This window comes from Streptomyces sp. WG7 (assembly GCF_049975785.1).
Classification (GTDB): domain Bacteria; phylum Actinomycetota; class Actinomycetes; order Streptomycetales; family Streptomycetaceae; genus Streptomyces.
This window is the reverse complement of record NZ_JBNGGE010000020.1, coordinates 64,108-89,392: the sequence shown is the minus strand read 5'-3', so window position 1 is coordinate 89,392 and position 25,285 is coordinate 64,108. Positions and strand designations below refer to the sequence as shown.

At 71.9% G+C, this 25,285-nt stretch carries 23 protein-coding genes and 2 pseudogenes; 22 read left to right on the top strand and 3 right to left on the bottom strand.

Annotated features, from left to right (window positions below):
* Nucleotides 1-76: 76 nt before the first annotated feature.
* The 5 genes from ACP4J0_RS20885 to ftsH all read left to right on the top strand — a co-directional run bounded on the left by ACP4J0_RS20885 (nt 77) and on the right by ftsH (nt 8,070).
* Nucleotides 77-1,423, top strand: a complete 1,347-nt coding sequence (locus ACP4J0_RS20885; RefSeq protein WP_426600182.1) for an ammonium transporter — start codon at nt 77-79, stop codon at nt 1,421-1,423.
* Complete coding sequence (locus tag ACP4J0_RS20880) at nt 1,420-1,758, top strand: P-II family nitrogen regulator (protein WP_142192909.1); 339 nt, start codon at nt 1,420-1,422, stop codon at nt 1,756-1,758. The genes ACP4J0_RS20885 and ACP4J0_RS20880 overlap by 4 nt, the downstream gene beginning before the upstream one ends.
* Nucleotides 1,759-1,784: 26 nt before the next feature.
* Nucleotides 1,785-4,286 (top strand): [protein-PII] uridylyltransferase, encoded by a 2,502-nt coding sequence (locus ACP4J0_RS20875; RefSeq protein WP_426600181.1) that lies wholly within the window; start codon nt 1,785-1,787, stop codon nt 4,284-4,286.
* A 171-nt stretch (nt 4,287-4,457) separates the two neighbouring features.
* The gene (gene ffh, locus ACP4J0_RS20870; protein WP_426600180.1) at nt 4,458-6,008 is read left to right on the top strand and encodes a signal recognition particle protein; all 1,551 of its coding nucleotides are present in this window, start codon (nt 4,458-4,460) and stop codon (nt 6,006-6,008) included.
* Between the two features lie 115 nt (nt 6,009-6,123).
* The gene (gene ftsH / locus ACP4J0_RS20865; protein WP_426600179.1) at nt 6,124-8,070 is read left to right on the top strand and encodes an ATP-dependent zinc metalloprotease FtsH; all 1,947 of its coding nucleotides are present in this window, start codon (nt 6,124-6,126) and stop codon (nt 8,068-8,070) included.
* Between the two features lie 88 nt (nt 8,071-8,158).
* Here the strand turns inward: ftsH and ACP4J0_RS20860 are convergent, their stop codons facing one another.
* Both ACP4J0_RS20860 and ACP4J0_RS20855 read right to left on the bottom strand, forming a co-directional pair.
* Nucleotides 8,159-8,755 carry a hypothetical protein gene (locus ACP4J0_RS20860; RefSeq protein ID WP_426600178.1) on the bottom strand — a complete coding sequence of 199 codons (597 nt, stop codon included), beginning with the start codon at nt 8,753-8,755 and terminating at the stop codon, nt 8,159-8,161.
* Between the two features lie 210 nt (nt 8,756-8,965).
* Nucleotides 8,966-9,835 carry an SAM-dependent methyltransferase gene (locus ACP4J0_RS20855; RefSeq protein WP_426600177.1) on the bottom strand — a complete coding sequence of 290 codons (870 nt, stop codon included), beginning with the start codon at nt 9,833-9,835 and terminating at the stop codon, nt 8,966-8,968.
* Nucleotides 9,836-10,506: 671 nt separating this feature from the next.
* Between ACP4J0_RS20855 and ACP4J0_RS20850 the strand changes: the two genes are divergently transcribed.
* The 17 genes and pseudogenes from ACP4J0_RS20850 (at nt 10,507) to ACP4J0_RS20770 (ending at nt 24,451) form a co-directional block, all read left to right on the top strand.
* Nucleotides 10,507-11,103, top strand: a complete 597-nt coding sequence (locus tag ACP4J0_RS20850) for a hypothetical protein (RefSeq protein WP_279561947.1) — start codon at nt 10,507-10,509, stop codon at nt 11,101-11,103.
* 211 nt (nt 11,104-11,314) lie between these two features.
* Nucleotides 11,315-11,734 (top strand): 30S ribosomal protein S16, encoded by a 420-nt coding sequence (gene rpsP, locus ACP4J0_RS20845; RefSeq protein ID WP_426522046.1) that lies wholly within the window; start codon nt 11,315-11,317, stop codon nt 11,732-11,734.
* A 2-nt stretch (nt 11,735-11,736) separates the two neighbouring features.
* Nucleotides 11,737-11,976, top strand: a complete 240-nt coding sequence (locus tag ACP4J0_RS20840) for an RNA-binding protein (protein ID WP_426600176.1) — start codon at nt 11,737-11,739, stop codon at nt 11,974-11,976.
* A 200-nt stretch (nt 11,977-12,176) separates the two neighbouring features.
* Nucleotides 12,177-12,767 carry a ribosome maturation factor RimM gene (gene rimM / locus ACP4J0_RS20835; RefSeq protein WP_426600175.1) on the top strand — a complete coding sequence of 197 codons (591 nt, stop codon included), beginning with the start codon at nt 12,177-12,179 and terminating at the stop codon, nt 12,765-12,767.
* Entirely contained in the window at nt 12,767-13,600 is an 834-nt protein-coding gene (gene trmD, locus ACP4J0_RS20830; protein ID WP_426600174.1) for a tRNA (guanosine(37)-N1)-methyltransferase TrmD, read from the top strand. The genes rimM and trmD overlap by 1 nt, the downstream gene beginning before the upstream one ends.
* Before the next feature lie 136 nt (nt 13,601-13,736).
* Nucleotides 13,737-14,087, top strand: coding sequence for a 50S ribosomal protein L19 (gene rplS, locus ACP4J0_RS20825; RefSeq protein WP_003973398.1), 351 nt, complete (start codon nt 13,737-13,739; stop codon nt 14,085-14,087).
* 45 nt (nt 14,088-14,132) lie between these two features.
* A pseudogene (lepB, locus tag ACP4J0_RS20820) lies at nt 14,133-14,849 on the top strand (signal peptidase I); the annotation flags it as partial.
* 127 nt (nt 14,850-14,976) lie between these two features.
* Nucleotides 14,977-16,059 (top strand): annotated as a pseudogene (gene lepB, locus ACP4J0_RS20815) (signal peptidase I); the annotation flags it as partial.
* Entirely contained in the window at nt 15,950-16,951 is a 1,002-nt protein-coding gene (lepB, locus tag ACP4J0_RS20810; protein WP_426600173.1) for a signal peptidase I, read from the top strand. The pseudogene lepB (ACP4J0_RS20815) and the gene lepB (ACP4J0_RS20810), both read left to right, overlap by 110 nt.
* A gap of 244 nt (nt 16,952-17,195) precedes the next feature.
* Nucleotides 17,196-17,972, top strand: coding sequence for a signal peptidase I (gene lepB / locus ACP4J0_RS20805; RefSeq protein WP_426600172.1), 777 nt, complete (start codon nt 17,196-17,198; stop codon nt 17,970-17,972).
* Nucleotides 17,962-18,486, top strand: a complete 525-nt coding sequence (locus ACP4J0_RS20800) for an NUDIX hydrolase (RefSeq protein WP_426522040.1) — start codon at nt 17,962-17,964, stop codon at nt 18,484-18,486. The genes lepB (ACP4J0_RS20805) and ACP4J0_RS20800 overlap by 11 nt, the downstream gene beginning before the upstream one ends.
* A gap of 56 nt (nt 18,487-18,542) precedes the next feature.
* Nucleotides 18,543-18,851, top strand: a complete 309-nt coding sequence (locus tag ACP4J0_RS20795; RefSeq protein ID WP_003965949.1) for a DUF2469 domain-containing protein — start codon at nt 18,543-18,545, stop codon at nt 18,849-18,851.
* 127 nt (nt 18,852-18,978) lie between these two features.
* Entirely contained in the window at nt 18,979-19,341 is a 363-nt protein-coding gene (locus ACP4J0_RS20790) for a YraN family protein (protein WP_426600171.1), read from the top strand.
* On the top strand, nt 19,341-20,966 hold the full coding sequence (locus ACP4J0_RS20785; protein ID WP_426600170.1) for a YifB family Mg chelatase-like AAA ATPase: 1,626 nt from the start codon (nt 19,341-19,343) through the stop codon (nt 20,964-20,966). Before ACP4J0_RS20790 ends, ACP4J0_RS20785 begins: the two co-directional genes overlap by 1 nt.
* A gap of 420 nt (nt 20,967-21,386) precedes the next feature.
* The gene (gene dprA, locus ACP4J0_RS20780; protein WP_426600169.1) at nt 21,387-22,661 is read left to right on the top strand and encodes a DNA-processing protein DprA; all 1,275 of its coding nucleotides are present in this window, start codon (nt 21,387-21,389) and stop codon (nt 22,659-22,661) included.
* Between the two features lie 261 nt (nt 22,662-22,922).
* Nucleotides 22,923-23,765, top strand: coding sequence for an RNA polymerase sigma factor WhiG (gene whiG, locus ACP4J0_RS20775; protein WP_426522037.1), 843 nt, complete (start codon nt 22,923-22,925; stop codon nt 23,763-23,765).
* A gap of 128 nt (nt 23,766-23,893) precedes the next feature.
* Nucleotides 23,894-24,451, top strand: coding sequence for a TetR/AcrR family transcriptional regulator (locus ACP4J0_RS20770; RefSeq protein ID WP_426600216.1), 558 nt, complete (start codon nt 23,894-23,896; stop codon nt 24,449-24,451).
* Nucleotides 24,452-24,609: 158 nt separating this feature from the next.
* Here ACP4J0_RS20770 and ACP4J0_RS20765 read toward each other — a convergent pair whose 3' ends face one another.
* Entirely contained in the window at nt 24,610-25,158 is a 549-nt protein-coding gene (locus ACP4J0_RS20765) for a murein hydrolase activator EnvC family protein (protein WP_426600168.1), read from the bottom strand.
* Nucleotides 25,159-25,285 lie beyond the last annotated feature (127 nt).

Sequence of the window (25,285 nt, the reverse complement as noted above, 5' to 3'; positions counted from 1 at the left end):
CCGGCCCACCCCTCACAGCCCGCCGCCCGCTCAGGCTTCGCCCGCACGGGGCCGTACCAACGACGAGGAGACGCCGATGGCTCCAGCCATCACGCTCGCCGCAGAGACGGAGCTCTCTGCCGCCAACACGGGCTTCATGCTCATCTGCTCCGCCCTGGTGATGCTCATGACCCCGGCCCTGGCCTTCTTCTACGGAGGCATGGTCCGCGTCAAGAGCACCCTGAACATGCTGATGATGAGCTTCATCAGCCTCGGCATCGTCACCGTCCTGTGGGTGCTGTACGGCTTCTCCATGGCGTTCGGCACCGACACCGGCAGCCTCGTCGGCTGGAACTCCGACTGGGTCGGCCTCAGCAACATCGGCCTGACCGAGCTCTGGGACGGCTACACCATCCCCGTCTTCGTCTTCCTGGTCTTCCAGCTGATGTTCGCCGTCCTCACGCCCGCCCTGATCAGCGGCGCCCTCGCGGACCGCGTGAAGTTCACGGCCTGGGCGCTGTTCATCGCCCTGTGGGCCACGATCGTCTACTTCCCGGTCGCCCACTGGGTGTGGGGCGCCGGCGGCTGGGCCTTCGAACTCGGCGTGATCGACTTCGCCGGCGGCACGGCCGTGCACATCAACGCCGGCGCCGCCGCGCTCGGCGTGATCCTCGTCATCGGCAAGCGGGTCGGCTTCAAGAAGGACCCGATGCGCCCGCACAGCCTGCCCCTGGTCATGCTCGGCGCCGGCCTGCTCTGGTTCGGCTGGTTCGGCTTCAACGCCGGCTCCTGGCTCGGCAACGACGACGGCGTCGGCGCTCTGATGTTCGTCAACACCCAGGTCGCCACCGGCGCCGCCGTCCTCGGCTGGCTCGCCTACGAGAAGATCCGGCACGGCGCCTTCACCACGCTGGGCGCCGCCTCCGGCGCCGTCTCCGGCCTGGTCGCCATCACCCCGGCGGGCGGCGCCGTCTCCCCGCTCGGCGCCATCGCCGTCGGCCTGATCGCGGGTGTGCTGTGCGCCATGGCGGTCGGCCTGAAGTACAAGTTCGGCTACGACGACTCCCTCGACGTCGTCGGCGTCCACCTCGTCGGCGGCATCCTCGGCTCCCTCCTCGTCGGCCTCTTCGCCACCGGCAAGGGCCAGTCCGAGGCCCAGGGCCTCTTCTACGGCGGCGGCCTGGACCAGTTCTGGAAGCAGTGCGCCGGCGTCTTCGGCGTGTTCGCCTACTCCCTGGTCGTCTCCGCCCTCCTCGCCCTCGTCCTGCACAGGACGATCGGCATGCGGGTGCCGGAGGACGACGAGGTGGCCGGCATCGACCAGGCCGAGCACGCCGAGACCGCATACGACTTCAGCGGCGCCGGCGGCGGTGCCGCCCGGACGACCGCCCCGCCGGCCGCCTCCGCGGCCGCGTCGGCCCAGAGCAAGAAGGTGGACGCATGAAGCTCATCACCGCCGTCGTCAAGCCGCACCGGCTCGACGAGATCAAGGAGGCCCTGCAGGCCTTCGGGGTCCACGGCCTGACCGTCACCGAGGCCAGCGGCTACGGCCGCCAGCGCGGCCACACCGAGGTCTACCGGGGCGCCGAGTACACCGTCGACCTGGTACCCAAGATCCGCATCGAGGTGCTGGTCGAGGACGACGACGCCGAGCAGCTGATCGACGTCGTGGTCAAGGCGGCCCGCACCGGCAAGATCGGCGACGGCAAGGTCTGGTCGGTCCCGGTCGACACTGCCGTACGGGTCCGGACCGGCGAGCGCGGCCCCGACGCGCTCTGACACGACGGACGAACAGGAGTCGCCGGGTGACGAGCACGGACGTGACGGAAGAAGCAGAGGACTCGGGACCCAGCGGCTACGCGGCGGCCCGGCTGCGCCTCCTCACCGAGGGGACGCGGTCCGGGCCGCCGCGCCGTACGGCCCTCGCCGAACTGACGGACGGCTGGCTGTCGGGCCTCTTCGGCGCGGCGGGCGGCCCGCCCAGGGGCGTCTGCCTGATCGCCGTCGGCGGCTACGGCCGCGGCGAGCTGTCCCCGCGCAGCGACCTGGACCTGCTCCTGCTGCACGACGGCGGCGACGACAAGGCGGTCGCCGCACTCGCCGACCGCCTCTGGTACCCCGTCTGGGACCTCGGCCTCGCCCTCGACCACTCCGTACGCACACCGGCCGAAGCCCGGAAGACGGCCGGCGAGGACCTCAAGGTCCAGCTCGGCCTCCTGGACGCCCGCCACCTCGCCGGAGACCAGGGACTGACCACCTCACTGCGCACCACCGTCCTCGCCGACTGGCGCAACCAGGCACCCAGACGCCTCCCCGAGCTCCAGGAACTCTGCGCCGAGCGCGCCGAACGCCAGGGCGAGCTGCAGTTCCTGCTCGAACCCGACCTCAAGGAGGCCAGGGGCGGCCTCCGCGACGCCACCGCCCTGCGCGCCGTCGCCGCCTCCTGGCTGGCCGACGCCCCGCGCGAGGGCCTCGCCGACGCCCGGCGCCGACTGCTCGACGTACGGGACGCGCTCCACCTGGCGACGGGCCGGGCGACCGACCGGCTGGCGTTGCAGGAGCAGGACCAGGTGGCGGCGGAACTCGGTCTGCTGGACGCCGACACGCTGCTGCGGCAGGTGTACGAGGCGGCGCGCGTCATCTCGTACGCCGGGGACGTCACCTGGCGCGAGGTGGGGCGCGTACTGCGCTCGCGCTCCGTGCGGCCGAGACTGCGCAGAATGGCAAGGGAGCGGAGCGACTTCCTCAGAAGGGCGGTGGCGGGCGACGGGAGGGCGCTGGGCGGCGGCAGACCGGTCGCCGAGCGCTCCCCGCTCGCCGAGGGCGTCGTCGAGCAGGACGGCGAGGTGGTGCTCGCCCGCACCGCGCGCCCCGAGCGCGACCCCGTGCTCCCGCTGCGGGCCGCGGCCGCCGCCGCGCAGGCCGGGCTTCCGCTCTCCCTGCACGCCGTACGGCGTCTGGCGGCCACCGTGCGCCCGCTGCCCACGCCCTGGCCCGCCGAAGCGCGGGAGCAGCTGGTGACGCTGCTGGGTTCGGGCCGGCCCACGGTACAGGTCTGGGAGGCGCTGGAGGCCGAGGGGCTGATCACCCGGCTGCTGCCAGACTGGGAGCGGGTGCGCTGCCGCCCGCAGCGCAACGCCGTGCACGTGTGGACCGTCGACCGGCACCTGATCGAGACCGCGGTCCACGCCGCCGGGTTCGCCCGCCGGGTCCACCGGCCCGACCTGCTCCTGGTCGCCGCGCTGCTGCACGACATCGGCAAGGGCTGGCCCGGTGACCACTCCGTGGCCGGGGAGACCATCACCCGGGACGTGGCCGCCCGGATCGGCTTCGACCGCGCGGACGCGGCCGTCCTCGCCACCCTCGTACGCCACCACCTGCTGCTCGTCGAGACGGCCACCCGGCGCGACCTCGACGACCCGGCCACCGTGCGGGCGGTCGCCGAGGCGGTCGGCACAGAGGGCACCCTGGAGCTGCTGCACGCCCTGACCGAGGCCGACGCGCTGGCCACCGGACCGGCAGCCTGGTCGTCCTGGCGCGGCTCCCTCGTCGCGGACCTGGTCAAACGCGTCTCGGCGGTCCTGGCCGGGCATCCGCCCGCGGAGCCCGAGGCCGACGCGCCCACCGCCGAGCAGGAACGGCTCGCCGTCGAGGCCTTCCGCACGGGCGGGCCGGTGCTCGCCCTGCGCGCCCAGACCGAGCCGCCGGCCGGTCCGGAGCCGAGCGCCGACCCGGAGCCGCTCGGTGTGGAGCTGCTGATCGCCGTACCCGACCAGCCGGGCGTGCTCCCCGCGGTCGCCGGGGTCCTGGCCATGCACCGGCTGACCGTCCGCACCGCGGAGCTGCGGTCCCTTCCGCTGCCGGACGGCGTGGACGGCTCCGTGCTGCTGCTGGACTGGCGGGTCGCCGCCGAGTACGGCTCCCTGCCCCAGGCCACCCGGCTCCGTGCCGACCTGGTCAGGGCGCTGGACGGCACCCTGGACATCGCCGGCCGGCTCGCCGAGCGGGACGCCGCCTACCCACGGCGCAGGGGCGTGGAGCCGCCGCCGCCCCGCGTGACGGTCGCGCCGGCCGCGTCCCGGCTGGCCACGGTGATCGAGGTCCGCGCCCAGGACGCCCCCGGGCTGCTCTTCCGCATCGGGCGGGCGCTGGAGGGGGCGGGGGTACGGGTGCGGAGCGCGCATGTGTCGACCTTGGGGGCGAACGCGGTGGACGCGTTCTATGTGACGCGGGGCGGGGGCGCGCCGTTGCCGGGGGAGGAGGCGGCGTCCGTGGCCCGGGAGCTGGAGGAGTCGCTGGAGGCGTGACCACATGGTCGCGTCGTGACGGTCGCGTCGTGCCTCGACCGGATGTGCTCCCCGCACACGCGGGGAGCCAGTCCTGTCCGCTCTCCGCAGCGGGCAGGGACGATTTGCTTGCCGGGCCGGATACCCTGGAGGGCGACCCACACCAACGCCGACGCGAGGACCTACGCCGCCGTGTTCGATACTCTCTCCGACCGCCTGTCAGCCACCTTCAAATCCCTCCGGGGTAAAGGACGGCTGTCCGAGGCGGACATCGACGCCACGGCCCGCGAGATCCGCATCGCGCTCCTCGAGGCCGACGTGGCCCTGCCCGTCGTGCGTGCCTTCATCAAGAAGGTCAAGGAGCGCTCTCTGGGTGCCGAGGTCTCCAAGGCCCTCAATCCCGCCCAGCAGGTCCTCAAGATCGTCAACGAGGAGCTGGTCGGCATCCTCGGCGGCGAGACCCGCCGCCTGCGCTTCGCCAAGCAGCCGCCGACCGTGATCATGCTGGCCGGTCTGCAGGGCGCCGGTAAGACCACCCTCGCGGGCAAGCTCGGCCACTGGCTCAAGGAGCAGGGCCACTCGCCGCTGCTCGTGGCCTGTGACCTCCAGCGCCCCAACGCCGTCAACCAGCTCAGCGTCGTCGCCGAGCGCGCCGGTGTCGCGGTCTACGCCCCCGAGCCGGGCAACGGCGTCGGTGACCCGGTCAAGGTCGCCAAGGACTCCATCGAGTTCGCCAAGACCAAGGTCCACGACCTGGTCATCGTCGACACGGCCGGCCGCCTGGGTATCGACCAGGAGCTGATGCAGCAGGCCGCGGACATCCGCGACGCGGTTCACCCCGATGAGATTCTTTTCGTCGTCGACGCCATGATCGGGCAGGACGCGGTCAACACCGCCGAGGCGTTCCGCGACGGTGTCGGCTTCGACGGCGTGGTGCTGTCCAAGCTCGACGGTGACGCCCGTGGTGGTGCGGCCCTGTCGATCGCCTCGGTGACCGGCAAGCCGATCATGTTCGCGTCCAACGGCGAGAAGCTCACGGACTTCGACGCCTTCCACCCTGACCGGATGGCCTCCCGCATCCTCGACATGGGTGACCTGCTCACCCTGATCGAGCAGGCGGAGAAGACGTTCAGCCAGGAAGAGGCCGAGAAGATGGCCTCCAAGCTGGCGTCCAAGAAGGGCCAGGACTTCACCCTGGACGACTTCCTGGCCCAGATGGAGCAGGTCCGCAAGATGGGCAGCATCAGCAAGCTGCTCGGCATGCTGCCCGGCATGGGCCAGATGAAGGACCAGATCAACAACCTCGACGAGCGCGACGTCGACCGCACGGCCGCCATCATCAAGTCGATGACCCCGGCCGAGCGCCAGGAGCCGACGATCATCAACGGCTCGCGCCGCGCCCGTATCGCCAAGGGCTCCGGGGTCGACGTCAGTGCGGTCAAGTCGCTCGTGGAGCGGTTCTTCGAGGCCCGCAAGATGATGTCCCGCATGGCCCAGGGCGGCGGCATGCCCGGAATGCCGGGGATGCCGGGCATGGGCGGCGGTCCCGGCCGGCAGAAGAAGCAGCAGAAGAAGGCCAAGGGTAAGCAGCGCTCCGGAAACCCGATGAAGCGCAAGCAGCAGGAGCAGGAGGAGGCCGCCCGCCGCGCCGCGGCCGCGCAGAACGGCGGCGCCTTCGGGCTGCCGCAGCAGGGCGGCCAGGACTTCGAGCTGCCGGACGAGTTCAAGAAGTTCATGGGCTGACGGCTCGTTCGGTCCGCGTATTCCGTACGGCGCTGGGGGCGCCCCTCACCGGAGGGGCGCCCCCAGCGCCGTACACCCACATGCCCGGACGGCTTTCCTGTCGTAACGTCCGGATATGACCAACCCGTCCCCGCCGCGCAAGGCCCCCGAGCCGCCCTGGCGCACCGAGGGCACGCCCGACGAGCCGCCCAAGCCGCCGTCCGGCGGAAGGAGGATGCGTGGCGGCCGGTGGAACCTGGTCCTGGCAGCGCTGATCGTCTTCCTCGTCGCCAACCTCGTGCTCTCCTTCTTCAACGAGGGCGACGAGCCGACCATCTCCTACACGGAGTTCAGCAAGCAGGTCGAGGCGGGCAACGTCAGCAAGATCTACGCCAAGGGCGACGCGATCCAGGGCCAGCTGAAGAAGGCCCGGGACAATCCCGAGGGCGACGGGACCTACACCAAGTTCATGACCGAGCGGCCGACCTTCGCGGACGACCGGCTCTGGAACGAGCTGACCGAGCACGACGTCACCGTCACGGCCGAACCGGTCGTCCAGCAGCGCAGTCTCCTGGTCAATCTGCTGATCTCGCTGGCCCCGATGCTGCTCCTGGTGGTGCTGTGGGTCGTCATCGCACGACGCATGAGGGGCGCCCTGGGCGGCGGGGCGGGCGGCATGCTCGGCCGCAAGGCGCCGCCCAAGCCGGTCGAGCTGGAGGCCGGCGAGCCGCGCACCACCTTCGCCGACGTGGCCGGTATCGACGAGGTGGAGGGCGAGCTCAGCGACGTCGTGGACTTCCTGAAGAACCCCGACGCCTACCGCCGCATGGGCGCCAAGATGCCCCGCGGCGTCCTCCTGTCCGGCCCGCCCGGCACCGGAAAGACCCTCCTCGCGCGCGCGGTCGCCGGCGAGGCGGGCGTGCCGTTCTTCTCGGCGTCCGCGTCCGAGTTCATCGAGATGATCGTGGGCGTGGGCGCCTCCCGGGTGCGGGAGCTTTTCGCCGAGGCCCGGAAGGTGGCGCCGTCGATCATCTTCATCGACGAGATCGACACCATCGGCCGGGCCCGCGGCGGCGGCTCCGGCATGGGCGGCCACGACGAGCGCGAGCAGACCCTGAACCAGATCCTCACCGAGATGGACGGCTTCTCGGGCGCCGAGGGCGTGATCGTCATCGCCGCCACCAACCGCGCCGACATCCTGGACCCGGCCCTGACCCGCCCCGGCCGCTTCGACCGGGTGGTCAGCGTCTCGCCGCCGGACCGGGGCGGCCGGAAGGCGATCCTGGAGATCCACACCCGCGAGATCCCGCTCGCCCCCGACGTCGACCTCGCCCAGGTCGCCCGCACGACCCCGGGCATGACCGGCGCCGAACTCGCCAACCTCGCCAACGAGGCCGCGCTGCTCGCGGTCAAACGCAAGCAGGACCGGGTGACGCAGGCGAACCTCTCCGAGGCACTGGAGAAGGTCCAGCTGGGAGCCGAACGCCCGCTGGTGATGCCCGAGGAGGAGCGCCGGCGCACCGCCTACCACGAGAGCGGGCACGCCCTGCTGGGCATGCTGCAGCCGGGCGCCGACCCCGTTCGCAAGATCACGATCGTCCCGCGCGGACGGGCACTCGGGGTGACACTGTCGACGCCGGACGCGGACAAGTACGCGTACACGGAGGAGTACCTGCGCGGGCGGATCATCGGTGCGCTGGGTGGCATGGCGGCCGAGCAGGTGGTGTACGACGTGATCACGACCGGTTCGGAGAGCGACCTCGAACAGGTCACCCGCATCGCGCGCGGCATGGTCGGCCGCTGGGGCATGAGTGAACAGGTCGGCCGGCTCTCCGCCCTGCCCGGCGACGCCCAGCAGGCCTACGGGCTCGCCGCCGCGCCGGGGACCCTCGACGCCATCGACGGGGAGATGCGACGGGTCGTCGACGAGTGCTACGCGGAGGCCGTCCGCAAGCTGCGCGACCACCGCGGGCAGCTCGACGCGCTGGCCGAGGCGCTGCTGGCGAACGAGACGCTGGACGAGGCGGACGCGTACCGCATCGCCGGGATCACCCGCCCGGCGAAGGGCGACGCGGAGGCGTGACCGCGCCCTCCGAGGGCCCCTTGCCCCTCGCCCCTTGTCCCTTGCCCCTTGTCCCTTGTCCCTCGTCGTGCGTTCCCGTTCCCTGGCGTCAGGACCGCGGGAACTTCCAGACGTAGGGCACGCCGTCCTCCTCCTCCCAGTGCACCTCCACGCTCGTGGCGTCCGCGGGAACCAGGTACGTAGCGCAGAAGACGTGGCTCTCGCCCTGCTCCCAGCTCTCCACGCCGTACGGGTCCTCGCAGCCCGGGGCGTCGTCGGAGGCGCCGACGAGGACGCCGCCGCGTTGCCCGTCGGCGAAGACCGTGGTGCGGTCGTGCACGCCGGAGCCCCCGGTGAGGGCCGGGCCGCTCCTGTGCGTGTACCTGACGTGCGCGACGGCCAGCACCTTGCCCTTGGCGTCCGCCGCGTCCGCCACCGCCTTCGCGGCCTCCGCCTCGGTGCCGACGTCGACCTTCCGCGCCACGACGTCGTAGGTGACCTCGCCGGGGTCCTCCGTGACCTTCCCCGTCGCGCTCTCGTCCGTCGCCATGTCGCCGCCCGAGGCCGTCGGGGAGGGAGAGGCCGACGCGTCGGGGCTCTCCGGACTCTTGGCGTCGGTGTCGTCACCGCCCCCGCAGGCGGTGAGGGCCAGGGCGAGGACGGCGACGGGCGCGGCGAGACGCAGCGCGGTCTTGTGGTGCGGCACTACAGGCTCCTGTACGCAGACGTGTCTGTCCCCCCGAACGGTGGATCAGATTAGGCCCGTGATCCACCGGGGGACACGACGGAATCCTCGCCCGGCTTCTTCACGCCATTCACACCCGTATCAGGAGACGCCCCGCCGGGGAAGTTCCTCAGAGGCCGCGCAGGAGGCCGTGTCTCCTCGGAGGCCGCGCGGATGCGACCGGAACGGGTGTCAGGGAAGCCGGGCGATCAGATACCGGAACACGTTCGGCATCCACACGGTCCCGTCCGGCCGCCGGTACGGATGCAGGGCCTCCGACAACTCCTTGTCGACCTGTTCCTGGTCGGTCGCCGCGATCGCCGCGTCGAACAGCCCGGTCGACAGCAGCCCCCGCACCGCGCTGCCCGCGTCGGCGTATCCGAAGGGGCACGCCACCCGACCGGAGCCGTCCGGCCTGAGCCCGGCCCGCTGGGCGACCTCCTCCAGGTCGTCACGCAGGGCGGGGCGCCAGCTGCCCGCGTTGCGCAGCGGGTCCGCGAGTTTGGTGGCCACCCGCAGCACCGACGTCGTGGCGCACCGCTCCGGCGGGCCCCACCCGGCCAGCACCACGGCCGCGCCGTGCCCGGCGAGTGGTGTCGCCTGGGCGAGCAGCTCACCCAGTCCCTCCGCGTCGCCCGCCAGGCATCCGATGGGCTCGAAGGCGGTCACCAGGGTGAACGCCGGGGCCGACGGGTCCTTCGCGTCCCGGGGCGTGCCGTCGACGACGCGTGCCACGCGCGCACGCGCGCGTGTGTCTCGCGCGCCGGCCACCTCGGGAAGCAGCCGCTGCCGTGCCAGGGCCAGGCGTTCCGGGGACCGGGAGTCGACACCGGTCACCGCGGCGCCGCGCGCGGCGGCCATCAGCAGGGCCAGCCCGGAACCACAGCCCAGCCCCAGCATTCTGGTGTCGCCGCCCACGTCCAGTCGCTCGTAGACGGCCTCGTAGAGCGGTACGAGCATCCGCTCCTGGATCTCGGACCAGTCACGCGCGCGTGCACCGGGGTCCACACGAGGCGTCACCCCCGCGTGGGACGAGTGCTGCCGCACGAGCGTAGGTGTCATAGGAAAGCGCCCCAATCGCCGAGTGTTGCCGCTGTGCCCGATTCCGTGGCCCCCGTGCAGTGCGCTCGCACTTCCCCCGTATGCCAGGAAACTCCGGGCTCGCCGCGGCGTCCAGTGGTAGCGGGGGCCGGTTTGCCCGGACCCGGCCTCAGTGGCGAGATTTCACTTCCCGGCAACATGGGCCTGGCCGCGCGGTACTCCCGGTAGCTCCCTCCCGACTCCTTCGTCGGATGGCCTGATCGTGCCGCTCGGTGATGACAGCGGGTGGCGGTGGTGCCGACGAGGCGGTTCCGGCCAAGGTCGACGGGCCCGGCGGCCGCCTCGCGGGTGCGGGAACCGACAGGGGGCGGGGCGGTGCCGCACGCCGACGGCGCACCCGGTAACGTCGCGCCCGTCGATGTGCCCAATCGGGTGGTGTGCTTCCGGCGCGACGGCGGCCGAAACGCCCCTTGCGCACCCCCGAGCCCCACGCCCCCCGGCGCATGGACGGGGTCTACGCGCCGGCGCGTACGACGGACTACGCACCAGCTTGGTATGAGCTGCGAGGCTTCTCCGCAGATCAGCGCACCCGCCCTCGTCGGGACGCATCAGCGGCAACTGACGGGTACGTGCAAATTATTTGGGATGCCCCGGAATAGGAACACAGCGGCACTCCGGCTCGTTGCCATTACGTGAGCACGACACCACCTGTTCTCGCCGCAGAGCTGGCGCAGGCGTGGGCCGACATTCAGCGGCACCACACCGAGCTGCCCGATCTTGCCGCGCCCGAGTCCCTGATCGGAGAGTCGTCGTCCGCCTGCGGGCACGAGCTCTCCTTCGAGCGACTGCTCCATGAGGCAGTCCACGGCATCGCCGCCGCGCGTGGAGTACGCGACACCTCCCGCGCGGGGCGCTACCACAACCGACGATTCCTTGCGATCGCCGAGGAACTGGGCCTCGACCACCCCGAAGAGCCGCATCCCAGCAGCGGCTTCTCGCTGGTCACGCTCACCCCCGAGGCGAAGCGCCGCTACCGCCCGACGATGGAGCGCCTCCAGCGCGCACTGAAGGCCCACACCGCCGCGACGGCGACCGACTCGGTCCGCAGTTTCCGCGGTCCGGCCGCCCGGCACGGCTCTTCCGGGGGTGGGGTGCGCGTGAAGGCGGTCTGCGACTGCGGGCGCAACGTACGGGTCGTCCCGTCCGTCCTGGCACAGGCTCCGATCATGTGCGGCGGCTGCGGCAAGCCGTTCCGGATCCCGGAGGTGGTCGGCGCGGCGGCGAGCTGACGGCCCGGCTGCCCGTGGCAGCCGGATGCGGGTGCAGTGCCCTCGGTCCGGCGGGTCTGCCCGCGTGTGGCACAATGGCTAGCTGTACTCGACAGTCGCACAGGACCCCTCTCTCCTCCGGCTGACGCGTCCATCGGGCACTCGGGTACCGCAACCCCACGCGGCTCTCCCGCCGTGCCCAATCACGTCAAATCCAGGAGAACTCACTCCAGTGGCAGTCAAGATCAAGCTGAAGCGTCTGGGCAAGATCCGTTCGCCTCACTACCGCATCGTCGTCGCCGACTCCCGTACCCGCCGTGACGGCCGGGCCATCGAGGAGATCGGCAAGTACCACCCGACGTACAACCCGTCGGTGATGGAGGTCGACGCCGAGCGTGTCGCCTACTGGCTGCGCGTCGGCGCCCAGCCGACCGAGCCCGTGCTCGCCATCCTGAAGAAGACCGGCGACTGGCAGAAGTTCAAGGGCGAGCCCGCCCCGGCGCCGCTGCTGCAGCCGGCCGAGAAGGCGGCCCGTCCGTCCTTCGAGGCGATCGGTGGCGACGACGAGGGCAAGGGTGAGGCGATCACCCAGAAGAAGAAGGCCGACAAGAAGGACGAGGCTGCCGCTGCGTCCGAGTCGACCGAGGCCTGAGCATGCTCGAGGAGGCTCTCGAGCACCTCGTGAAGGGCATCGTCGACAATCCTGACGATGTGCAGGTCGCCTCGCGCAACCTGCGTCGCGGGAGTGTGATCGAGGTCCGGGTCCACCCCGACGACCTCGGCAAGGTGATCGGCCGCAACGGCCGCACCGCACGCGCCCTGCGCACCGTCGTGGGCGCCATCGGCGGCCGCGGTGTCCGCGTCGACCTCGTCGACGTGGACCACGTCCGCTGACGCCAAACGCAGCACCGGCTCGGGCCGGGGAGGGCCACTGGGCCGTCCCCGGCCCGTAGTCGTACGGCCGTGACCGTAGTCGTATACGCCGCGACCGGCGTAGCCGCACCACGCCGCGACCGGAGTGGTCGTGTGCGCCGTGACCGGCGTCGTACGAGCCGTGACCGGCTCGTCGCAGTACCGACAGGAGATCAAGCACAGTGCAGCTGGTAGTCGCGCGCATCGGCCGCGCCCACGGAATCAAGGGCGAGGTGACCGTCGAGGTCCGCACCGACGAGCCGGAGCTGCGGCTCGGACCCGGTGCCGTACTGACCACCGACCCCGCATCCGTCGGGCCCCTCACCATCGAGACCGGCCGGGTCCACAGCGGCCGCCTCCTGCTCCGCTTCGCCGGCGTCCACGACCGCACCGGAGCCGAGGCGCTGCGCAACACCCTCCTGATCGCCGACGTCGACCCGGACGAGCGCCCCGAGGACGAGGACGAGTACTACGACCACCAGCTGATCGACCTCGACGTGGTGACCAAGGACGGCGAGGAGGTGGGCCGGATCACCGAGATCTCCCACCTGCCCACGCAGGACCTGTTCGTGGTGGAGCGCCCCGACGGCAACGAGGTCTACGTGCCGTTCGTCTCGGAGATCGTCACCGAGATCGACCTGGACGAGCAGCGAGCGGTCATCGACCCGCCCCCCGGCCTGATCGACGACCGCGCCGAGATCGCGTCCGCGCGGGACGCCTCGGCGGACGCCCCCGCGGATTCCCCGGCGGATTCCCCGGAGGAAGAGGCGTAATGCGGCTCGACGTCGTCACGATCTTCCCCGAGTACCTGGAACCGCTGAACGTCTCCCTGGTCGGCAAGGCACGCGCGCGTGGACAACTCGACGTCCACGTGCACGACCTGCGCTCCTGGACCTACGACCGGCACAACACCGTCGACGACACGCCCTACGGCGGCGGCCCCGGCATGGTCATGAAGACCGAGCCGTGGGGCGACGCGCTGGACTCCGTCCTGGCCGACGGCTACGAGGCGGGCTCCGGCGCGCCCGCCCTCATCGTGCCCACGCCCAGCGGCCGGCCCTTCACCCAGGAACTCGCCGTCCACCTCTCCGAGCGGCCCTGGCTGATCTTCACGCCCGCCCGCTACGAGGGCATCGACCGCCGCGTCATCGACGAGTACGCCACCCGGATGCCCGTGTACGAGGTGTCCATCGGCGACTACGTCCTGGCGGGCGGCGAGGCGGCCGTACTCGTCGTCACCGAGGCCGTGGCGCGGCTGCTGCCCGGCGTCCTCGGCAACGCCGAGTCCCACCGGGACGACTCCTTCGCCCCCGGCGCCATGGCCAACCTGCTGGAGGGCCCCGTCCACACCAAGCCGCCGCAGTGGCGCGGCCGCGGCATCCCCGACGTGCTGCTCAGCGGCCACCACGGGAAGATCGCCCGCTGGCGCCGCGACGAGGCCCTGCGGCGCACGACGGCCAACCGGCCCGACCTGATCGAACGGTGCGCCCCCGAGGCCTTCGACAAGAAGGACCGCGAGATGCTCTCCATCCTGGGCTGGGAGCCCGATCCGGGCGGGGAACCGTACGGCCGATTTTGGCGCAGGACGCCGGGCGTGGAAGAATAGGGCGCTGTTGTGCGTCCGTCCGGAGCGCGCCCCTGCCACAGGGGGACACGACGCCCGTCCCGACCCGCACGGCCCAGATTCCGAAACACCTAGTTTCCGTTGATGACCTGTGGCATCAGCGAAGAAAGCAGACGAAATGTCTCACCTGCTCGACTCCGTCGACGCCGCGTCGCTGCGCAGCGACGTCCCGGCCTTCCGCCCCGGCGACACCGTCAACGTCCACGTCCGCGTCATCGAGGGCAACCGCTCCCGTGTGCAGCAGTTCAAGGGCGTAGTCATCCGCCGCCAGGGTGCCGGCGTGCGCGAGACCTTCACGGTCCGCAAGGTCTCCTTCTCCGTCGGCGTCGAGCGCACCTTCCCGGTGCACACCCCGATCGTGGAGAAGATCGAGCTCGTCACCCGCGGTGACGTGCGCCGCGCCAAGCTGTACTACCTGCGCGAGCTGCGCGGCAAGGCCGCGAAGATCAAGGAGAAGCGCGACAGCTGAGCGCCTTCCGGGGTCCACACCGGGGCCGGATAACATCTGGCCCCGATGGACACCGAAGCACAGCCCACGGAGCGCGACCGCTCCTCCCGCCCCTCCGAATCCGAGCAAGCCTCGGACCCGGAGGGCCCGGAGGAACGGTCGCGTTCCGCGTTCGCGGGGCGGATCACGGACTGGGTGCCGGGCGGCCGGTTCACCGTCACCCTCCTGACGCTGCTGCTGTCCCTGCTGCTGCTCACCACCTTCGTGCTGCAGCCGTTCCAGATCCCCAGCGGATCCATGGAGCGCGGATTGAGGATCGGTGACCGGGTTCTCGTGAACAAGTTGGCGTACCGTTTCGATGGCCGTCCGCAGCGGGGCGACGTCGTCGTCTTCGACGGCACCGGGCTCTTCGGGCACGGCGACTACATCAAACGCGTTGTCGGTGTGGGCGGGGACCACGTGGTGTGCTGCGACAGGGAGGGGATGGTCCAGGTGAACGGCCAGTCGGTCGACGAGTCGGCGTTCCTGTACCCCGGCGACCGCCCGTCCACGGTGCCCTTCGACATCGTCGTCCCCGACGGCACCCTCTTCGTCCTCGGCGACCACCGCGCCGACTCCAGCGACTCCCGCGACCATCTGGGCTCGCCGGGCGGCGGCATGGTCCCGGTGGACGCGGTGATAGGCCGCGCCGACTGGATCGTCTGGCCCTTCGGCCACGCCACCCACCTCGACCGTCCCGACGCCTACGCGCGCGTGCCGGACGCCGGTGCGGGTGCGGGGTCGGGTTCGGGTTCGGGTGAGGAGGGGGGCCAGGTCACCGCGGACCAGTCGGTCATCGGGGAGGAGACGCCGACCGCGGCCGGCGGGCCGGTCACTGACCCACGTCTGCCCGAGCACGCCAAGGGCGCCGATGGGTAGCCGGGGCAAACCGCGCGGGTCACCCAGCAGCCCCACGGAGAACCTGTTGCCCACCGGCTCCCGGCGCGCCGGCGCGCCGTCCGGCGGCCGGTCCCGCGCCGAGCGGCGCAAGCTGCAGCGCAAGGTCAAACGGCGCCGCAGACGCGGCGCGGTGAAGGAGGTACCCCTTCTCGTCGGCGTCGCCATCCTCATAGCGCTGGTACTGAAGACCTTCCTCGTCCAGGCCTTCGTGATCCCGTCGGGCTCTATGGAGCAGACCATCCAGATCGGTGACCGGGTCCTGGTGGACAAGCTCACCCCGTGGTTCGGCTCCAAGCCGAAGCGCGGGGACGTCGTCGTCTTCCGTGACCCCGGCGGCTGGCTCCAGGGCGAGCAGACCACCAAGAAGGACGACCCCGTCGTCGTCAAGCAGGTCAAGGAAGGCCTCGCGTTCATCGGTCTGCTGCCGTCCGACGACGAGAAGGACCTCATCAAGCGGGTCGTCGGAGTGGGCGGGGACCGGGTCAAGTGCTGTGACACCCAGGGCCGGGTCACCGTCAACGGCGTTCCCCTGAACGAGGACTACCTGTATCCCGGCGACAAGCCGTCCGAGACTCCGTTCGACGTCACGGTCCCCGAGGGACGGCTGTGGGTGATGGGTGATCACCGGTCCAACTCCGCCGACTCCCGCTTCCACCAGGGGACGGACTTCGGCACGGTCTCCGAGGACGAGGTGGTCGGGCGGGCCATGGTGATCGCCTGGCCGTTCGGCCACTGGACCACCCTGGACGAACCGAAAACGTATGCGTCCGTGTCCGACTCGGCCTCCGGCTCGACCGCCGCTCCCCGGCTGTCGCATAGGGTTGCCCCCTACGATCCGAACACGATGATTCAACTCCCGACCCCTGCGGAACTCCCGCTCGTTATGGGAGTGGTGGGCCTGCTCCGTGTACAGGGCGGGCGGCGTCAGAAAGTAAGGAGTTGGCGTGGGGGATGTGGCGGTTGGCGCACGGTCCGGACACGACGGCGAGGAGAACCACGGACGCCCCGTGGAGACAGCCGGCCCGGCCGCGGACGGCGCCCCGGCCTCCGGGCGCGACTCCGGGACCGAGGGGACCGAGGACGGCAGGGTGACGGACGAACAGAGCGGGACCCAGGACGAGGGAGTGGGCGGGACGCCCCCGGCGACGGCCTCCGCAGCCAAGAAACCGCGCTCCTTCTGGAAGGAACTGCCGATCCTGATCGGTATCGCGCTGGTGCTCGCGCTGCTGATCAAGACGTTCCTGGTCCAGGCGTTCTCGATCCCGTCCGCCTCGATGCAGAACACGCTCACGATCGGTGACCGGGTCCTGGTCGACAAGCTGACCCCCTGGTTCGGCTCTGAGCCCGAGCGGGGCGAGGTCGTCGTCTTCCACGACCCGGACGACTGGCTGGCGGGCGAGCCGACGCCCGACCCGAACGCGCTGCAGACGGTCCTCAGCTGGATCGGCCTGATGCCGTCCGCGGACGAGAAGGACCTGATCAAGCGCGTCATCGGGGTCGGCGGCGACACCGTCGAGTGCAGCAAGACCGGCCCGCTCAAGGTCAACGGCGTGGCGCTGGACGAGCCGTACGTCTACCCGAACAACACGCCGTGCAGCGTCGACGAACAGGGCGGCCAGTTCAAGGTCGAGGTCCCCGAGGGCTCCATCTGGGTCATGGGCGACCACCGGCAGAACTCCCGGGACTCCCGTTACAACCAGTCGGACGAGCACGGCGGCATGGTCCCGGTGAAGGAGGTGGTCGGCCGCGCCATCGTGATCGCCTGGCCGATGAACCGCTGGGACACCCTGCCGGTCCCCGACACCTTCGACCAGGAAGGCCTGCAGGCCCGGTCGTCGGCCGCCGCCGCGCTGTCGGTCGCTCCCCAGGGACTGGCCCTCGCCGGAGTCGTCCCGGTCGTCTGGTGGCGCCGCAGGCGCATCGCGTCCGCCGCCGAGTCCCGCTGAGCGCCTCGGGGCGCACGCCCGCCGCTCGAGGGCGGCATGTGGCGAGGCAGCCTGCCGGTCCCTGATGGTCCTTCCGGCCCCTCCCGGCCCCTCCCGGACTCTCGGGAGGGGCCGCCTCGTTCGGCCCACCCGGGAGCGGCCGGGGGCTGGCCCGTGCGGCCTCTCTTGGGGCCGGCGGCTGGTCCGTCAGGCCTCCCCGGGAGGGGCTGCCCCGTTCGGGTACCGCCGGGTAAGGTGCGGATCCATGGGTGGCGAGAGCACGACACGTACGTCCCCGCCTGGCGGCGGCGCGAACAAGCGCCCGGCGGGCAGCCGGACCGGGCAGCGGCTGTCCAACCTTGCCGTGGCGCTGGGCCTGGTGCTGTTCCTCGGAGGCTTCGCCTGGGCAGCGGTGGTCTACCGGCCCTACACCGTGCCGACCAACTCGATGACACCGTCGATCGACGCGGGTGACCGGGTGCTGGCGCAGCGCATCGACGGCGGTGACGTCCGCCGCGGCGACGTCGTCGTCTTCAAGGACAAGGCCTGGGCCAACGCCCCGATGGTCAAGCGCGTGGTCGCGGTCGGCGGGGACACCGTCTCCTGCTGCCAGGAAGGCAGGCTGAAGGTCAACGGCAAGGCCGTCGACGAGCCGTACCTGCCCGCCGGTATGCCGGCCGAAAACAGCGGCTTCCCGACGGTGACCGTTCCCGAGGGCCGCCTGTTCCTCCTCGGTGACGAGCGCGACACCTCCGTGGACTCCACCGCCCACCTCACCGACGCCGCCGGCGGCACCGTCTCGCGCGATGCCGTGGACGCCCGCGTCGATGCCGTGGTCTGGCCCGTGAACGGCATGCTGGAGCGGCCGACCGGCTTCGAGACGCTGGGGGACCTCTCCTCACCGGGCCCGCTGCGGACGGTCGTCGCGCTGGTGATCGCCGGGGCCGTGCTGATCCTCGGCGGCGCGGCCTACGGCCCCGTCGCCGCACGGGCCGCCGCCTCGCGCGCCCGAACCGGAACGGGGACCACCGGTGCCCGCTGAACCGACGCGAGCGGGGCAGGACTCCTACGCGGGCGGGTTGCGCAGGGTCGCCAGGGTGGTCCTGCTCGACCCCGACGACCGCATCCTGCTGCTGCACGGGCACGAACCGGACGATCCGGCCGACGACTGGTGGTTCACCCCGGGCGGCGGTGTGGAGGGCGACGAGACCCGTGAGGAGGCCGCGCGGCGGGAACTCGTCGAGGAGACCGGCATCACCGACATCGAGCTCGGCCCGGTGCTGTGGCGGCGCCGGTGCTCCTTCCCCTTCGCCGGCCGTCGCTGGGACCAGGACGAGTGGTACTACCTGGCCCGCACGACCCAGACCGCGACCAGGGCCGTGGGCCTCACCGAGCTGGAGCGGCGCAGTGTCGCCGGAGCACGCTGGTGGACCTGTCGGGAACTGACCCGGGCACATGAGACGGTGTACCCGACCAGACTCGCCGAGCTGCTGCGCACGCTGCTCGACGAAGGCCCCCCGGCCGGACCGGTGACCCTGGACACCGAAATCGTCTAGGGGCGCACGGGACTGGCGCACAATGGTGGGACCGCACGGCTGAAGGGGAACATGCCATGAGCGCCGAGGACCTCGAGAAGTACGAGACCGAGATGGAGCTCAAGCTCTACCGGGAGTACCGGGACGTCGTCGGCCTGTTCAAATACGTGATCGAGACCGAGCGGCGCTTCTACCTCACCAACGACTACGAGATGCAGGTGCACTCGGTCCAGGGTGAGGTGTTTTTCGAGGTGTCGATGGCCGATGCCTGGGTGTGGGACATGTACCGGCCGGCCCGGTTCGTGAAGCAGGTGCGCGTGTTGACGTTCAAGGACGTGAACATCGAGGAGCTGAACAAGAGCGACCTGGAGCTTCCCGGCGGCTGACTCCGCTCCGTGACCGGCAGGCCGCACTCGTGTGGGTGACGAGGTTGTCCACAGCCGTCTGACCGTCCACCAAGATCCAAAAGCTCGCTGAGCTGCCCTCATCGTTGGCGCCGGAGGTGGTGCCGACATGAACGCACGAGGTGCGATGGGCAAGTACGGTGAGACACTCGCGGCCCGCCGGCTGGCCGACGCAGGGATGGCGGTCCTGGAGCGCAACTGGCGCTGCGGCAGGACCGGTGAGGTCGACATCGTCGCCCGGGACGGGGAAGTCCTGGTCGTCTGCGAGGTCAAGACCCGCAGGGGTGGCTCCTTCGAGCACCCGATGGCCGCGGTGACCCCGGAAAAGGCGGAGCGGCTGCGACGGCTCGCCGAGCGCTGGATCCAGACCCACGGAGGAGCCCCGCCCGGCGGCGTCCGCATCGACCTGGTCGGTGTACTCCTGCCGCAGCGCGGCGCCCCCGTGGTCGAGCATGCGCGGGGGGTGGCGTGATGGGGTTCGCGCGTACGTGCTCCGTGGCGCTCGTCGGCGTCGAGGGCGTGGTGGTCGAGGTCCAGGCCGACCTCGAACCGGGCGTGGCGGCGTTCACTCTGGTCGGGCTGCCGGACAAGAGCCTGACCGAGAGCCGGGACCGGGTGCGGGCCGCAGTGGTCAACTCGGGCGCCGAGTGGCCGCAGAAGAAGCTGACGGTGGGGCTCAGTCCGGCCTCGGTGCCGAAGAGCGGCAGCGGATTCGACCTGGCGGTCGCCGCGGCCGTCCTCGGCGCCGCCGAGCGCGTCGATCCCCGTGTGCTCGCCGACATCGTGATGATCGGGGAGCTGGGCCTGGACGGACGGGTGCGGCCGGTGCGCGGCATCCTGCCGGCGGTACTGGCCGCGGCGGAGGCCGGCTACGAACAGGTGGTCGTCCCCGAGTGCGCCGCTGCCGAGGCGTCCCTGGTGCCCGGCGTGTCGGTGCTCGGCGTGCGCAGCCTGCGCCAGCTGATCGCCCTCCTCGCGGACGAGCCCGTGCCGGAGGAGGAACCGGACCAGCGGGGCCGGCCCGACCCGCTCCTCGCCGGCCTGCGGATGCCCGGCACGGGCGCCGCCACCGGAATGCACGCCACGGGAGCGGCGCAGCACGACCACGGGCACGACCTCGCCGACGTCGTGGGCCAGGAATCGGCGCGCACGGCGGTGGAGGTCGCCGCGGCCGGCGGCCACCACCTGTTCCTGGAAGGGCCGCCCGGCGCCGGTAAGACGATGCTCGCCGAACGACTGCCCGCCATCCTGCCCCGGCTGTGCCGGGCGGAATCACTCGAGGTCACCGCGGTGCACTCGGTCGCGGGCCTGCTGCCACCGGGCAAGCCACTGATCGACGTGGCCCCCTACTGCGCGCCGCACCACTCCGCCACGATGCAGGCCCTCGTCGGGGGCGGACCCGGCATCGGACGGCCGGGAGCCGTGTCGCTGGCGCACCGAGGAGTCCTTTTCCTGGACGAAACACCGGAATTCAGCAGCCATGCGCTGGATGCTCTGCGCCAGCCGCTGGAGTCCGGGCACGTCGTCATCGCGCGCAGCGCGGGCGTGGTGCGGTTCCCGGCACGGTTCCTGATGGTGCTGGCCGCAAATCCCTGCCCGTGCGGGCGGTACTCGCAGAAGGACGAGTTCTGCGAATGCCCGCCCTCGGCGATCCGCCGCTACCAGGCCAGGCTGTCCGGCCCGCTGCTCGACCGGGTCGACCTCCGGGTCGAGGTGGACCGGGTCACGCGCAGTCAGCTGGCGGGGGACGGCCCCCGGGGTGACGCCACCGCGACGGTCGCCGACCGGGTGCGTGCGGCCCGGGACCGGGCGGCCGTACGTCTCGAGGGCACCCCGTGGCGTTCCAACAGCGAGGTTCCCGGAAGGGAGCTGCGCAGCCGCTGGTACCCGGCGCCCGGCGCACTGGAGGACGCGGAACGCTGCCTGGAGCGGGGTGTGCTCACCGCCCGTGGCCTCGACCGGGTCCTCCGCGTCGCCTGGACCGTCGCGGACCTCGTCGGCCACGACCGCCCCGACGCGCAGGACGTCGCTCTGGCGCTGCAACTGCGCACGGGGGTGCCGAGGGGAGTCCCCATGGCCCTTGGGGCGCTGGCGTGACCGGGGAAAGCGCTGTGGCTGGAGAGGGTGCCGTGACAGAGCTGGAGAGGGTGCCGTGACAGAGGAGAGGGCCGTGGAGGGGAGGGTGCTGTGACCGATGAGGGCGCTGTGACTGGAGGGAGTGCCGTGGCTGGGAACGGTGTCGGGGCTGGGGCTGGGGCTGGGGCTGGGGCTGGGCGCGGTGCTGGGGCCTGGGACCGGGCTGTTGCCCAGGACGGTGCTCGAGCGGCGGATGACGCGATGATCGGGGGTGTCGCCGCGTCGAGGGGCGAGGTCATGAACAGGGAGAACACCGTACGGCGGGATGACTGCGCTGTTCGGGGAGGCTCCGGACGAAGTGGTGACGCCGCTGTTCGGGGCGGCTCCGGGCGAAGCGGTGACGCCGTGGCCCAGGGTGGCACTCCGGCCAGAGGCGACGCATTGGGCTCGTGCGACGACCGGGTCCGCGGCGAAGGCCCGGTCCGGGGTGGCGGCTCGGCCCGTGACGACGGCCCGCATGCCGTCCAAGCGGCCGGGGAGGGCAGGGACGACGACGCCGCGTGCGGCACCCAGGCCGGTGATGAGCTGCTCGGCCGGGTCTTCCTGACCCGGGTCATCGAGCCCGGAGACGAGACCGCCGGTCGGTGGGTGCGGGAGCGCGGTGTCGCGGACGTGGTGCGGCGGCTGCGCGAGGGCGGGCGTGCCCTGCCGGGGGTGAGCGCGAAACGGTGGGCCGGGCTGTGTGCCCGAGCAGGCCGGGCCGAGCCGCGCCGGGACCTCACCGCCGCCCGGGCGGCAGGGGTGAGGTTCGTTGCCCCCGGGACGGCCGAGTGGCCGCGTCAGCTGGACGACCTCGGGGACGCCAGGCCTCTTGGACTGTGGGTGCGCGGCGGGCCCAGCCTGCGTATGTGGGCGCTCAGGTCGGTGGCCGTCGTCGGCGCCCGCGCCTGCACCGAGTACGGCGCCCACATGGCGGCCACCCTCGCCGCCGGGCTCGCCGAACGCGGCTGGGTCGTGGTGTCCGGCGGCGCCTACGGGGTCGACGGAGCCGCCCACCGGGGTGCTCTCGGCGCGGGCGGCGCCACCGCCGCCGTCCTCGCCTGCGGCGTCGACCGCCCTTACCCGCCCGGGCACACCGGGCTGATCACCAGGATCGCGGAACAGGGACTGGTCATCGGTGAGCTGCCGCCGGGCGATCATCCGACGCCGAGCAGGTTCGTCCTGCGCAATCGTGTGATCGCCGCACTCACCAGGGGCACCGTGGTCGTCGAGGCCGCCTACCGCAGCGGGTCGCTGGTCACGGCACGGGCGGCCCAGCGCCTGGGCCGGCACACGATGGGTGTGCCGGGGCCGGCCACCAGCGCGCTCTCGGCGGGTGTGCACGAACTGCTGCGTGGCGACGCGGTGCTCGTCAGCGACGCCGCCGAGGTCGTCGAACTGGTGGGTGACATGGGCGAGCTGCCCCCGGACCGGCGTGGGCCGGTACTCCCCACCGACCTGCTGGAACCTCGCACCCGCCAGGTGCTGGCCGGGCTCCCCGCGCGTGGAACGGCGGCAGCGGCCGACGTGGCGCGCCGCGCCCAGACCACACAGGACGACGCGATCGCGAGACTGTACGAGCTTCGAGCACTTGGTTACGTCGAACGACACGGCGACGGCTGGATGTTGACACGCCAGATGATGATCTCGGTCCGTGAAGGCCGCGATCCGTACTGACCCAGGGTGTTCGGCCGTCCGGGGGAACCCCGACGCCCTTGTGAACAGTGGCAGTTGAGGTATTCGAGTGATCACGCGCAACGATCGCCGTCCCCCCTGTAGAGCGTTCAGCGGAACGTATCTGCGTACGACCCCACCCTGCTCTTCGCGCACCGCGACAGTCCAGTCACGCTACGCTCACGAGGACCCCCATGTAGACAGCAGACCGGCGGCCTCACCCAGGCACACACCACATCACGGCAGAACGGCACAAGGCGACGAATGCCCCAGCACACCTCCGGGTCCGACCGGGCGGCGATCCCCCCAGCCGCCCGCGACGGTGGCAGCGTGCGACCGCCCGCCCCCTCGACGCTCGACGAGCTGTGGCGGTCGTACAAGGCGACGGGTGACGAGCGGCTGCGGGAACAGCTGATCCTGCACTACTCGCCCCTGGTGAAATATGTGGCGGGCAGGGTGAGCGTGGGACTGCCACCCAATGTCGAGCAGGCGGACTTCGTCTCCTCGGGTGTGTTCGGGCTGATCGACGCGATCGAGAAGTTCGACGTCGACCGGGAGATCAAATTCGAGACGTACGCGATCACCCGGATCCGGGGCGCGATGATCGACGAGCTGCGGGCACTGGACTGGATCCCGCGGTCGGTCCGGCAGAAGGCGCGGAACGTGGAACGCGCGTACGCGACGCTGGAGGCACGGCTGCGCCGCACCCCGTCGGAGAGCGAGGTGGCCGGCGAGATGGGGATCGCGGTGGAGGACCTCCACGCGGTGTTCAGCCAGTTGTCGCTGGCCAACGTGGTGGCGCTGGAGGAGTTGCTGCATGCCGGCGGCGAGGGCGGGGACCGGCTGAGCCTCATGGACACGCTGGAGGACACCGCCGCCGACAATCCGGTGGAGGTCGCCGAGGACCGGGAGCTGCGGCGGTTCCTGGCACGTGCGATCAACACGCTGCCCGAGCGGGAGAAGACCGTCGTCACGCTGTACTACTACGAGGGGCTCACGCTCGCCGAGATCGGGAACGTGCTGGGCGTGACGGAGAGCCGGGTCAGCCAGATTCACACCAAGTCGGTGTTGCAACTGCGGGCGAAGCTGGCGGGGTTCGGTCGCTGACCTGGTCTTATGGCACGCGACCGGCTCCGCCTGTGACACTGTCGGCGGTCGCGCGTCCGGGTGGCTGACTCCCGTACGGCGTGGCACGTCCGTAAAGTGGTGACGTGCCAAGGATTCGAGCGGCCTCCGTGGCCGAGCACCGGTCGATGCAGCGTGCCTCCCTGCTGGACGCGGCACGCTCCCTGCTGTCCGACGGCGGAACGGAGGCGCTGACCTTCCCCGCCCTCGCCGAACGGACGGGTCTCGCCCGGTCGTCCGTCTACGAGTACTTCCGGTCGCGGGCGGCGGTCGTCGAGGAGCTGTGTGCCGTCGACTTCCCGGTCTGGGCCGCGGAGGTCGAGGCGGCGATGGAGCGCGAGGAGACCCCCGAGGCCAAGGTCGAGGCGTATGTGCGCAAGCAGCTCGACCTGGTCGGGGACCGACGGCACCGGGCCGTCGTGGCCATCTCCGCGAGCGAGCTCGACGCCGGCGCGCGGGAGAAGATCCGGGCGGCGCACGGCGGGTTGATCGCGATGATCGTCGAGGCGCTGGGGGAGATGGGGCACGGGCAGCCGCGGCTGGCGGCGATGTTGCTCCAAGGCGTCGTGGACTCGGCGGTGCGGCGGATCGAGCTGGGGGCGGCGGAGGAGCCGACGGCGATTACGGAGGCGGCGGTTTCCATGGCGTTGCGGGGTGTGCGGGGCTGACCGCCCGGGGCCGAGCTGACCGGCCGGGGCCGAGCTGACCGGCCGGGTGGAGCTGATCGGCTGGGAGTGGGGCTGACCGGCAGGACTGACCGAGGATCCTCGGCGTTCCCTGGGCCCGGGCCGGCGCCCTGGCTGCGAGCCGGTTGCGCGGCCCGACGCTACGGGGTGTCTGCCTGGGAGCGGACCCCGGCGCCCACCCGCGGCCGCGTGGGCAGGGGAACTCCCAGAACCGGCAGCAGTCTCGACGGACCCCGCGCGAGCAGCCACGGAGGGAGCACCGACAGCGGGTTCAGATAGACGTCGCCCCGCAGCAGGCCCCAGTGCAGACAGGCCGCGCAGTGGGAGCCCGTCGGCTCCACCGTGCCGAGCACCTCACCCGCCGCGACCTCGTCGCCCTTCTGCACCGTCGCCTCGACCGGCTCGTACGTCGTCCGCAGGGGCGGGGCGCCCGTCCCCGTCAGTTCCAGTGAGACGACGCCTCTTCCCGCCACCCGCCCCGCGAACGACACCTTGCCCGCCGCCACCGCCCGAACCGGGGCCGCGTCCACCGCGGCGAGGTCCACGCCGCGGTGGCCCGGGCCGTACGGGGTGGCCGGGGGCTCCCAGCCCCGTAGAACCGCGGGCCGGAAACCGACCGGCCAGTGGCGGGCCACCGCCGGTACCGTCGGATCCGGACCCGCCCCGGCGTCCGCGGCGGTCACCGTCATCGCCCACCCCGTTGCCGACACCGGCGACACTGCTGCCGCCGGCGACACCGGCGACACCGGCGACACCGGCGACACCGGCGACACCGGCGACACCGACGACACCGCCGGCGCCGGTCGCGGCGGTCCC